The organism is Clostridium folliculivorans, from assembly GCF_024341905.1.
In the GTDB taxonomy this organism is placed as follows: domain Bacteria; phylum Bacillota; class Clostridia; order Clostridiales; family Clostridiaceae; genus Clostridium_AR; species Clostridium_AR folliculivorans.
Window position 1 is genome coordinate 194,600 of the sequence record NZ_BQXY01000001.1, and the last position, 12,556, is coordinate 207,155.

Annotated in this window: 9 protein-coding genes; 8 read left to right on the plus strand and 1 reads right to left on the minus strand. The window is 28.2% G+C overall.

Going from position 1 to position 12,556, the window contains the following annotated elements:
- Window positions 1–65: 65 nt before the first annotated feature.
- The 7 genes from OCU55_RS00930 (at window position 66) to OCU55_RS00960 (ending at window position 11,021) form a co-directional block, all read left to right on the plus strand.
- The gene (locus tag OCU55_RS00930) at window positions 66–1,205 is read left to right on the plus strand and encodes a metallophosphoesterase family protein (RefSeq protein ID WP_261850447.1); all 1,140 of its coding nucleotides are present in this window, start codon (window positions 66–68) and stop codon (window positions 1,203–1,205) included.
- Window positions 1,195–3,972: an ATP-binding protein gene (locus tag OCU55_RS00935; RefSeq protein WP_261850448.1), complete on the plus strand. Its 2,778-nt coding sequence runs from the start codon at window positions 1,195–1,197 to the stop codon at window positions 3,970–3,972. The genes OCU55_RS00930 and OCU55_RS00935 overlap by 11 nt, the downstream gene beginning before the upstream one ends.
- A 112-nt stretch (window positions 3,973–4,084) precedes the next feature.
- Window positions 4,085–4,966: a metal ABC transporter solute-binding protein, Zn/Mn family gene (locus OCU55_RS00940; RefSeq protein ID WP_427847029.1), complete on the plus strand. Its 882-nt coding sequence runs from the start codon at window positions 4,085–4,087 to the stop codon at window positions 4,964–4,966.
- 456 nt (window positions 4,967–5,422) lie between these two features.
- Window positions 5,423–7,213, plus strand: coding sequence for a MutS family DNA mismatch repair protein (locus tag OCU55_RS00945; protein WP_261850450.1), 1,791 nt, complete (start codon window positions 5,423–5,425; stop codon window positions 7,211–7,213).
- A 278-nt stretch (window positions 7,214–7,491) separates the two neighbouring features.
- A complete protein-coding gene (locus tag OCU55_RS00950) occupies window positions 7,492–8,448 on the plus strand; it encodes a M28 family peptidase (RefSeq protein WP_261850451.1) in 957 nt (318 codons plus the stop codon).
- Window positions 8,449–8,542: 94 nt separating this feature from the next.
- Window positions 8,543–9,973: a transcriptional repressor LexA gene (gene lexA, locus OCU55_RS00955; RefSeq protein ID WP_261850452.1), complete on the plus strand. Its 1,431-nt coding sequence runs from the start codon at window positions 8,543–8,545 to the stop codon at window positions 9,971–9,973.
- A gap of 148 nt (window positions 9,974–10,121) precedes the next feature.
- Window positions 10,122–11,021 (plus strand): 3'-5' exonuclease, encoded by a 900-nt coding sequence (locus OCU55_RS00960; RefSeq protein ID WP_261850453.1) that lies wholly within the window; start codon window positions 10,122–10,124, stop codon window positions 11,019–11,021.
- Between the two features lie 123 nt (window positions 11,022–11,144).
- Here the strand turns inward: OCU55_RS00960 and OCU55_RS00965 are convergent, their stop codons facing one another.
- Window positions 11,145–11,606: a CAP domain-containing protein gene (locus OCU55_RS00965; protein ID WP_261850454.1), complete on the minus strand. Its 462-nt coding sequence runs from the start codon at window positions 11,604–11,606 to the stop codon at window positions 11,145–11,147.
- A 236-nt stretch (window positions 11,607–11,842) separates the two neighbouring features.
- On the opposite strand from OCU55_RS00965, the gene OCU55_RS00970 reads away from it, so the two are divergent.
- Complete coding sequence (locus tag OCU55_RS00970; RefSeq protein WP_261850455.1) at window positions 11,843–12,256, plus strand: CBS domain-containing protein; 414 nt, start codon at window positions 11,843–11,845, stop codon at window positions 12,254–12,256.
- The last annotated feature ends 300 nt before the right edge of the window (window positions 12,257–12,556 follow it).

Below are 12,556 nucleotides of genomic sequence, written 5' to 3' on the forward strand. Positions count from 1 at the left end.
TTGATTTATTTTTATGCTAAAATGAGAACAAAAGTTCGTTTATAAAATGGCAAATGGAGGATACTATGGATAAGATAAAAATATTGCACTGTAGCGATTTGCATTTTGATACTCCTTTTACAGACTTATCTAGTGATATAGCTGAGCAAAGAAAGGAAGAGCTTCAAGATACATTCGGTTCCATAATTGAATTAGCAAGTAATGAAAATGTAGATGCTATTTTATTAGCAGGTGATATTTTTGATAATTTACGTGTGAGAAAGAGCACCTTGGATTTATTGAGAAAGAAGCTTGAAAGTATTCCTAATATAGAAGTGTTTATTGCACCTGGAAATCATGATCCTAATAATGATAGATCCTTTTATAGCATGATAAACTGGCCCAAAAATGTTCATATATTTGGTGCTGGCTTTTCAAGATATAAGCTAGAAGGAAAAAATGTTGTTGTATACGGAGCGGGGTTTACAGGTAATTATGTCAAAAAATCTATGCTAAGAGATTTTAAGGTTGATAACGAGGATGAGATTTTAATAAAGTTAATGGTACTTCATGGAGAGGTGGAAAACGGAAATAATTTAAATGAATATAATCCAATAACTATTGAAGACATAGAGAACTCATCTATGAATTACATAGCTTTAGGTCATAGACACCAATTTTCTCAAATAAAAAGAGCAGGTAATACTCTATATGCTTATTGTGGCTGCCCAGAAGGTAGAGGCTTTGATGAGTTAGGTGAAAAGGGGATTATATTAGGAGAAGTTGGACAGAATTTCAATAGTCTTAAGTTTATTCCTATGAACAAGAGAACTTATTTGGTAGTGAATGTTAATATAAGTGATGCAATGAATTATGATGATATTAAAGAAAAAATATTAAAAGTAGTGAATGAAGGAAGTAGAACTAAGGATTTATATAAAATCGTACTAACAGGAGAAATTCATGAAGATTTTAATATAGATTTAGAGGTGTTGGTCAATAAGTTAGTAGAATATTTCTATTTTATTAAGTTAGAAGATTCAACAAAAATAAAAATGGATATAGCTGAAGTTATTGAAGAACATTCTGTAAAAGGTATATTTGCAAAAAAGATTATGGAGAGAATAGATGAATGTACAGATGATGAGAGATCTATATATGAATTAGCATTAAAGATTGGTATACAAAGTCTTTCTGAAGGAGAGATTAGACTAAATGATAATTAAGAAGATAGATATTAAGAGTTTTGGTAAAGTAAGAAATAAGGAAATTAGCTTTACTGAGGGGTTTAATATAGTATATGGTCATAATGAATCAGGAAAAAGTACTATCCAAGCATTTATAAAGGCATGCTTTTATGGGATGAATAGTAAGAGAGTAAAAGATGCAAGAGAAAATGAAAGACTCAGATACCTTAATTTAAATGATAATAAAGCAGAAGGTGAAATTTATTTTGAATACAATGCTGATAATTATATAATAAGGAGAACTTTTGGAAGTACAAAGAAAGAAGATACGATACAAACTATTGATTGTATAACAGGTGAAGAAATTCCGTCTCTTAACATAGACAATGTGGGCAAAAATATATTTGACGTTAATTCAGCAGCATTTGAAAATACTCTTTTCATTAAACAACTAAGTGGTGAAGTGAAAAATTCAAAAGAAGATGATATTTTACATAAAATATCTAATTCTTTTCAAACAGGTAACGAAAATATATCTTATCAAAAAGCTAAAGATACACTAGAACAATATAAAAAGTCTCTAGTAACCCAAAGAAAAGGCGGAAAGCTTGATTTGCTCAAAGTAAGATTCGATAGCTTACTAAACGAGAGAAATAATGCTATAAGATTAGCTGAGGCAAACTTGAATAACGAAAAAAACTACTTAGATGTTAAAGCTAAAAGGGATGAACTTGAAATCACTATTAAAAAACTAGAAATTTATAAAAAACATTTAAAAAGGTTAAAGTTAAAAGAAGAATATGGTGAGATAACCGATTATTTAAGGAAAAGTCAAGAATTAAAAAAGAGAAAAGAAGAATATGAATACAACTTGATTTCTAGCAATGGTGTAATTGATTATTATTTTTTAGATGGTTTACATGAAGACGTAACAGGCTTATTTAATCTTCTAGATATAAATAATCAAAGACAAGAAGAAGAAAAACAACTTCTTGAACAACTTGAAGAAAAGAACAACTACTTAAGTATATATGAGAACTTTGATGAGTTTGATTTAAATATTGAGGAAAAGCTTATAAAAGTTTCAATAGAGCAAAAACTTATAGAAGAGAAAATATCTATGATATTGGATACAAATGAAGATATTGATAAAATAGAGGATGAAATAAAACAAAAGATAAATAATCTAAGAGATTACAAAACTATAAGTGAGCACAGAGAAGAAATAGATAGGCTACTTCTTAATTATGAAGAAGATTTGAAAGAAATTAAGTTCTTAATTGATAGAAAATCAAAAACGACAGTGGAAAAAAAACAAATTGAAAGTTTAAAAAGTAAAAATAGAGCCATAAATGCTATTTCATTAGTGTTGATAATATGTGCGGTATTTTCTATTTTTGCAGCGTTAACAAGCTTAATCCCTCTAAACATTGGGGTGATAATATCTTTTATATTATTCATATTTAGTGGAATGATGTTTATGATATCTAGCAAAAATAAATATCATATTGATCAAGACTTAATTAAGTCAGAAGAAGAAAATACCATAAGTACTTTGAATGAATCGTTCAAACAATATGAAGAGCAATTAAACAAATATTTTAACATGACAGGAAGCACCGATCATATAAGTTTTAAAAAGTATCTGAATACCTTTGATATTTATAATAATCAAATAGAAATTCTTAAAGCAAGAATTAGTGAAAAGAGAAATAGCATTAAGAATATGAACCTCTATGAACTAGAAGATAGCGCAATTAGAAATGAGAAGGTTATTAATTCTGTTTTATCAATTTCAAAGAGTAAAGATATAGAAGAGTTTGTGAAGAATATAAAACAATATAGGATTATCACTCAGGAAAAGGAAGAAATAGATAATAGGATATTATCTATAAGTAAAAACCTCGATTATCTTCAAAACGATATAAAGTTAAAGAAAGAGACTATTTATAGTAGATTAAAAACTCTTGGGTTAGAGCATTTGGATCTTGAAGATATCCCGGAAGAGATAAAGAATATGAGATATAAGCTTCAGCAGCGTGAAGAGATAATGGTAAGATTAAATTCTATTGAAGAAACTTATAAGTTACTTTTAAAAGATAGGGATATACAAGCTATAGAAGATGAAGTGAAAGAAATAATTAATGAGACTAATGAATTTTCATATGAAAATGAGGACGAGATAGAAAATGATATCCGCTCAAAACAACAAGAACTTCTCAATATAGAAAAAGATATGAAAGACATAGAGTATAGCATAAAAAATATATTTTTAACAACAAGAAGGCTTGATGTAATTGAAGAAGACATAGAATCAGTTAAAGAACAGATAAAAGAAGGCGATAAGACTGTACGAGCAATAGAAGTAGCTCAAGTGATTATGGATGAATCTTTTAAAGAGATACAAAAGAGTTTTGGACCAGTCTTAAATGAGAAAGTTACTGCTATTTTAAGTAAAATCACAATGGGAAAGTATTCGGATGTTAAAATAAATGAGACTTTTGAAATTACCGTTAAGCAAAGTAACGATGGAAGGTATATAAAAGCTGAATATTTAAGTAATGGGGCTTGGGATCAAGCTTATATTTCTTTGAGGCTTGCTTTAATTGATATGATATTTGAAAATAAAAATGTGCCTATAATTTTAGATGATGCATTTGTACAGTATGATGATGAAAGACTTGGAAATATACTTAATTATTTATACGAGATATCAGATATTAGACAGATAATAATATTTACTTGTCAGAAAAGAGAATTGGATATAGTTTGCACCAAGGATCGAATAAATGTAATCAGTCTTTAATTTTAAAATGTATTTTACAACCTAATATTGACAATACTTTTTATAGATTGTATACTTTAAAACGTAATGCAAATGATTTGCAAAAAGGAGTGGCAATATGAATATTAGAAGGTTGGGTTTAAAGGTAGCAACTTTACTTTCATCTCTATTACTGGTTACTAGTTTTGTAGGATGCACTAAAAGCACAGGGAAAACCGATAGCGATAAACTAAAAGTTACTGTTTCAATAAATCCTTTGAAAGAATTTGCTGAGGCTATAGGTAAAGACAAGATAGATGTAAATGTAATGGTTCCAGAAGGTATGGAGCCCCATGACTTTGAACCTAAGAGTAAAGATCTTGTGGATCTAAACAAATCAAGTATATTTGTTTATAACGGCTTCGGCATGGAAGAGTGGTTAGATAAAGTTGAAGAAACCATAGAAGATAAAAATAAAATTGAGCTAATTGATAGTTCAAAAGGTATAGAACAAATAAAAACTGATGGAAAAGTTGATCCACATATTTGGTTAAGTTTAAAAAACGCTGAAATTCAGTCTTATAACATAAAGGAAGCTTTAGTAAAAGCTGATAGTAAAAATAAAGACTTTTATGAAAAGAACTACAAGGAATTCACTGATAAACTTGAAAAACTTTATCAGGATAATAAAACAAAATTCAGTGAGCTGAAGACTAAAGATTTTGTTACTGGTCACGAGGCATTTGGATATCTATGTAGAGATTTTGGTCTTAAACAAATGAGTGTAGAAGATGTATTTGCAGAAGGAGAAATAACTCCACAAAAACTAAAGGATCTTGTAGAATTCTGTAGAGCTAATAATATAAAGACTATCTTTTCAGAGCAACTAGCAAGTCCTAAAGTATCACAGACATTGGCAAATGAAGTAGGTGCTAAAATTCAAACAATTTACACTATAGAAAGCAAAGAAGATAATAAAGATTACTATGAAAGTATGAAAGATAACTTAGATAAGATATACAATAGCTTAAAATAGTAGGAATATAACATAGATGTATCATTTTAATAGTTAAATTTATAATTTGCCGTATCTATTAAAAAATAGTTAGTAGGTGAAAGTAGTTTAATTATGAAATGATACATCTTTATATTTTTATATAAATTATAGGCTATGTTAAAGAAAATTATTGAAATTAATTGGTTATACAGGAGATGCTCTATGAGCGAGCTATTAGAATTAAATGATTTTTTCAGATGGAATGGCGTTAATAAACTGTACTGTTCGAACGTAGTGAGTTTACAGTTTTAGCCATGGAATATGATAAAATCATATTAATTCTTTGCGTAAGCTCATTAAAGCGTTGGATGATTAACCAATTAATTTCAGCGTGGTGCACATTTATAGATTGTTAACTTCTAATCTTAAAGATTGTTTTTATTACAGAATATGTTAAAATCATATATAATGTAAACATAATTTAGGAGGTGCTGGATGGATAGGAGTTTTTATGATAATAGAAAAAGTGAAGGCGAAAAAATATATAAAGAAATTGCGAGTAGATGCAATTTGGTAAGTTTTTTGAGGCTTGTGACTTTTATGGTTTTTATAGCTACATGTTTTACAATGTATTATGTAGGAAGAAACTATCTAATATATGGTCTACTGATTATATCAATAGTTCTTTTTATATATTTTGTATATTTGCATTCAAAGAAACTAGAGGAAAAGGTTAGAAGAGAAAAGTATATTGAGATAAATGAAGAAGCAATACAAAGAATAAATGGTGAATGGAAGAGTTTTCAGGATACCGGATCAGAATTTTTGGATATAAAACATCCTTTTGTTAACGACCTAGATATATTTGGTGATCACTCATTATTTCAATGGATAAACACAACAAAAACTTCTTATGGAAGAAAGAAGTTGGCTTCATTATTATCATTAAAGGCGCTTCCAGGCAGAGAAGAGATTTATGAGAGACAGCAGGCAGTAAAGGAGTTAGGAAAAAATATAGATTTTAGACAAAAGCTTCAGGTTGAAGGAAGTCTTAAAGATTCAGCACTAGGTGATACTGAAAATTTTATACAATGGTGTAAAGGAAAAAATGAAAATATCTTAGGGAGCTTTATGAAGATTGCAATGATATTACTTCCGGTAGTTTTCTTGTCAGTTACATTTTTGTACTTTTCCACTGACTATATAATATCAATATTTCCTGTATCTATAGGCATTCTTAATTTTTTAGTGTTAAAGCTTGGTACTAAAGAAAGAAATGAAGCTTTAGATATAGTTTATGAGCTTAAGGGCAGCATATATACTTATTTTAATATGATTAAAATAGTTGAGCATGAAAGTTTTCATTCAAATAAGCTAACAAAAATAAAGTCTACGCTTATTAACGATGAATTTAACTTTACTGAGGAAATGAAAGAATTAAATTCCATTGCTAACAAGATTGCAGACAGAAAAAACATGATATATATAATAATAAATGTAGCATTACTTTGGGATTATCATTTACTAACAAGACTAGAATATTGGAGAAGAAAAAATAGTGAAAGATTGGAGCAGTGGCTTGAAGCATTAGGAGAGATTGAAGCTTTATGCTCCATAGCAAATATAAGTGGAGATAACCCAAATTGGGCTTATGGAGAGATAACTGAGGACTTATCACTTGAGGGAGAAAATGTCAGTCATCCATTATTAGGGGAAAGAGCTGTAGCTAATAGTTTTTCGCTTAATAATAACAATAGAATAATGCTTGTTACTGGATCAAATATGTCTGGAAAGAGTACCTTCCTCAGAACTATAGGTATAAATACAATTTTTACATATGTAGGAGCTCCGGTTAATGGAACTGCATATAAGTGTCCAATACTTAATATATATACCTGTATGAGAATAGGAGATAATCTAGAGGAAAATATATCTTCATTTTATGCAGAAATATTGAGAATAAAAAGTCTAATAAATGCCACTGATAATGGAGAAAGAGTGTTGTTTATGCTAGATGAAATTTTTAGAGGAACAAACTCAAAGGATAGACATACTGGGGCTGAAATTTTAATTAATCAGCTTAGTGAAAAAACTGCTATAGGACTTGTATCTACACATGATTTAGAGTTATGTGATCTTGAAGAAAACAATAAAAAAGTTATAAATTACAATTTTAGAGAACACTATGAAAACAATGAAATTAAATTTGATTATAAGTTAAGAAAAGGTAAATCTACTACAAGAAATGCTATTTATCTTATGAAGATGGCTGGAATAAATATCTAGTTATTGACAGTAGCATTGGGGTAGAGTAAAATTATACCGATAAAACTCCAAAATGTTATATTTATTTCCTTTTTGAATAAAACATACACTTTGGAGTTTTATTATTTAGATAGATTACTTTATACTGAAATCTATTTTTAAAACCCTCACGGTTTCTGGTGAGAGAATTTAAAAATAATAAGTTTTATTACCAAGTGGTATATCCATAGTAAGAGAGTTTGAAAATATAAATTTGATTATGAAGTAGTATATTAATAAAATAGTGAGTATGGTGGAGTATGAAGAGAAAAATAAATTGGGTAGTTGTTTTAGTTTTGTTATTATTTGCGTTGGCCTCCACAACTTATGGGTGGAAAAGCTCTAAGAAGGTTACTATTAATGGAGATGAAAGTGTGGCCAAAACCTTAAAGGAGAATGTAAATGTATTCTGTAAAGAGATAGGCAAAAGAGATTATAATAATTATGATAATCTAGAAAAGAGTAAGCAGTACATAATAAGTAAGTTTAAGTCAATGGGATACAACATAGGAATACAAGATTATCAAATTGGGGATAAAACATTTTCTAATATTATTGCTACAAAAAACTGTTTAAATAAGAATAAGGATAGCAAGACTGTTATAATAGGGGCTCACTATGATTCAACATCAGGTTCCGCAGATGGTGGAGCATCTGGAATATCAGCTTTGCTTACATTAGCTGATTTGTATAAGAATACTAATGCCTATCATAATGTAAGATTTGTAGCCTTTGTAAACGGAGAAAAAGTATTTGCAAAAACTGACCAAATGGGCAGTAAGATATATGCAGACTATATAAAACAACAAAATGAAAATATTGAAGGAGTAATAGTGCTGGATTCAATAGGATACTATTCAGATAAATCTTTATCACAAAGATATCCTTTTATAGGGCCTTCAATGCCTAATAAGGCTAATTTTTTAGCAGTAGTAGGCAATTCTGATTCAAAAGATTTAGCTGGAAATATTACAGGCTATTTTGATGAAAGTTCATTGCTGCCAGTTAAAAATATAAACAAGGACTTTTTAATTGGTTACGGAATAAAGGATAGCTATTCATTTTCAAAGGATGGATTTAAAACAATTCTTTTGACTGATACTTCAATATATAGATTTGAAGACATAAATAGAGCTGATGATAAGGTAGAAAATATAGATTTTAACTATATGAGTGAGATAGTAAAAAATCTAAAGGAGTATTTAATAAGTTACTAAAATAGTATATAATTAATATATTACATTAAATTATATTGAATAAAATTTTGAGTTCAATATAATTTTTTTCTTTTATATGTACGGAGGTAAACAAATGAATTTTGAGGGAAATCAGAATAGATACATAAATTCTAAGCATCTCGGTGTACAAGTAGTAAAAGGTTATTTACATACAGGAAAAACTTCAGCAGCATTGCATAGGACTATAAATCTGAAAAACAATTATTGTTTATATAACAGTGATAAGATTGCTTTTATTGCTACCAATAATAACAATAAAATGCTTGTTCAGTCTTTTTACGAAGCAACAGTGAAAAAGAACAAACCTAGCAGTATTACCCTATTTTCACTTATAGAAAAAGATATTGAGTTTTTTTCCTTAGATGAATTAATTGATCTGTACTTTGAATTATATGTTGAAAATAATGGAACTAAATTTAAAGATATAACAGAATCAGATAAACTTTTAATATTAAGAGAAGTTTTAGAAGCTAATGAACAAAGTATAAATAAAATTAGAACAATAAAAAACAGTTCTATATATTTTATTCTTGATGAAATACAATGGATAAAAGCAAGTATGCTATCAAAGGAAGAGTATGCTGAGGTTAACAGAAGGGGTAGAGGAAAAGCTGTAAGAAAAAACTCTTCAGCAAGAGAGGTACTTTACAGTTTAAATGTACAGTATCAAAGTAGGATGAAAGAACTATCTTTCGTTGATAAATATGATAAAACTAAGTATGCAAAGTCGATGGTTGAAAATGATAATACTAAATACATACATATTCTTCTAGATAATTGTGAGAACTTAACTAGAGGAGAGCTAAATTTCGTTAAGGCACTATATTATAAAAAAGATTATTCATCTTTTACATATCTTATAAATACAATTGAAAGTTCAGAAAGATATGCATGGCTTAAGAATGGAATAAAGCTAAGCTACATGAATGACTTTGACACATTCAAAAATTATAGATTTTCTTGTAGTTCAGTGAAAAAATTAGATGATTACTCACTGGAGAGATTTACTTATGTTAACCTTAAACATAAAAGTGAACATGCTTTTATGATAGACGGAGCATCTACTAGTAATGAAATAATAATTGATTATAATGATAAGCAAGAAGTTATTAAGGAAGAAGAGCTTGTTGAAGTGCCTATGTATAGCGATATTGCTGCCGGTGAACCTATACCTATGAATGGTGAACAGGAAAGTAATTTTTATATTCCATACAATTGGATCAGAGGCAAAAAAGATAACTTTATACTTCATGTAAAAGGTGATAGTATGAAGAATGCTAATATTAATGATGGAGATTTTGTTGTTATTAGAAGACAGCAATCTGCAGATCACAATGATATAGTAGCAGCAGAGATAGAAGGTAGCGCTACACTAAAGAGACTAAATTTGAAAGATAAAATTCCATATTTAATGCCGGAAAATCCGAAGTATCAACCTATTTCACTTGAGAATAGAGATGCATCCATTTTAGGCGTTGCAATTGGAGTCATAAAGCAAGTATAAATCAGACCTATGGTCTGATTTTTTTCTTTTAATTGTGGATATAAAGAATTAAGGTGTATATTTTTTTTATTAAAGAAGTAAATAAAAGTGAAATAAATAACTATTTATGGCATAATTATAATAAGAGATATGATGAGGGGATGAGGCAATGGGATATGTTATAATAGATTTAGAATTTAATAATCTAAAAAATATAACTAAATATTATCCTAATTTTTATAGTCTTTATGAAGAATTTAAAGAGCCTAAGTTAGAAAATGAGATAATTGAGGTTGGAGCAGTAAAGCTTGATAAAATGATGAATTGTATAAGTCAATTTAAAACATATGTAAAGCCTAGTGCTTTAAATGTACTAAATCCTAAGATTACTGAAATTACAGGAATAACGGATGATAATTTGAGTGTAGGAATAACCTTTAATGAAGCAATGGACAAACTTAAGGAATTCGTGGATGATGATTCTATAATATGTTCTTGGGCCAAAGATGATATAGCTGAAATATTTAGAAATGCATTTTATCACAATTATAATAATGTAAGTTGGTTAAAAGAATATCTAGATATACAAGAGTATGTAACCAAAATACTTGGGCATAAGAAAGCATTAAGTCTAAAAAACGCTTTAGAAGAATTAAAGATAAAAGTTGATGAGAGTAAACTTCATGATGCATTGAATGATGCAGTGTATACATCAGAAGTGTTTAAAAGGCTTTTTAATAATAGGATAGTAAAAGGTTATATAGTAAAAGATGTCTATAATATGCCTGCAATCATGATAAAAGATCTTCAAAACTATAAGATAGATATTTCTAAATTAGATTATAAATGTCCAAAGTGTAAAACCAATATAAATGTGGAAAGGCCTTTAAAACTTTTTAATTGGAGGTTTATGGGTATTGGTAAATGTCCAAAGTGTAATACAAAAGTCTTACAAGAAGTTATTGTTAAAAAGACTATAAGTGGAGACGAGATTTATAATAATGTGAACAGTGTATTGAATGATATTGAGTATACTGATTATTATTATAAATTTGAAAAGGCAAACTAAATATTATGTTTGCCTTTTCTAGTGTAAAAGATAATTATGTACTTATCTATAAATTAATTTATACTGAAGATTTTAGGCAGAATCACATGTGATAGTAAGAAATTTAGGCGTTTATTAACGATTTTAGTTATATTTAAATGCGAGAGTACATGTTATAGTTTGGTTATCTGTTATCACATAAAAACCTATCTTACTTATATTGGGGTTTAATAGATATCCTTTATAGTCCTCAATTAGAGCTTGAGTTAGCATGGTGGTGTTAATAGAATATTGATTAGTAAATCTTTGCTTGTAAATGCAATAATTTATATCAGAGCTAGATTGAGAAGGACATAAATCATTTTCATAAGTTTTAAAGTTATTAAGATAAATCTGGGCTGAAGTACTAAGTTCCTTATCTATAGAGAACTCGGGTAAAGAATAATATGCCCTAATGGTATTTATACTATCTAAACATTTAGTTTTGTAAAGTTCTATGTAGCTACTTTGATTAGAATGATATGGGACAGTATCAGCTATACATGAATGTGAAAATAAATTTAGAGATATAATAAGTGAAAAATAAAAACATAAAAATTTTTTCATAAAATCACTCCTATACTTTATTGTTCCATTTTAATAATAAAGTATACTGAGGGCAGTTTTATTAATCGATAATGAGTTGGTAAGACTTAGTTTGACACCAAATTGATATAAATTAGTAGTAGTATTTATATTGTTGATAAAGTGTAAATTAATATAAATATAATAACATTTGCACAATAGATATGATAAAATGATTAAGAAAGAGTAATAAAAATTTTGTTTGGGAAGGGAAACATATGAATATTGCATTTTTTCTAACACCTAAAAATGAAGTTATTTACGAGAACACCGATGCAACCATGAGACAGGTAATGGAAAGAATGGAGCATCATGGATATACAGCAATTCCTCTTATCGATAGAAACGGAAAGTATGTTGGAACGCTGACAGAAGGGGATCTTCTGTGGAAGCTAAAGAATACTCCAGATTTAAATTTTAAGAATACCAATTTAGTGAAGGTTAAGGAGATATATAGGAGAGTTAATCATAAGAGTGTATCAATAAATGCAGATATAGAGAGTATAATTTCCTTATCTATTTCGCAGAATTTTGTTCCTGTGGTAGATGACAACGGTACGTTTATAGGAATAATAAAAAGAAGTGACATAATAAACTATTGTTATAATACATTGAAAAGCACAATTGCGTAATGTAATTTAATTTTATAATAAATTATTTAAAAGCTATCTATAAAGATAGCTTTTTTATTCTTTTCAGATATGTATTCGAAAAGGCAGATGCGCGAAAGATCGCTGAAGAAAGTAACTTCAGCAATTTTTTCACTATATAGCAAATTATAAAATTTTTATACCAACTAAAACTAGAAGTTTCAGGTGATTAAGATAAATCTGTTGATAAATAGATTGTAGAATGTTATTACAAAAAAATGATAATTATTATCATCTAATCTGATTTGTGTTATAATTATTAAAATAATAATTTATTAGTTA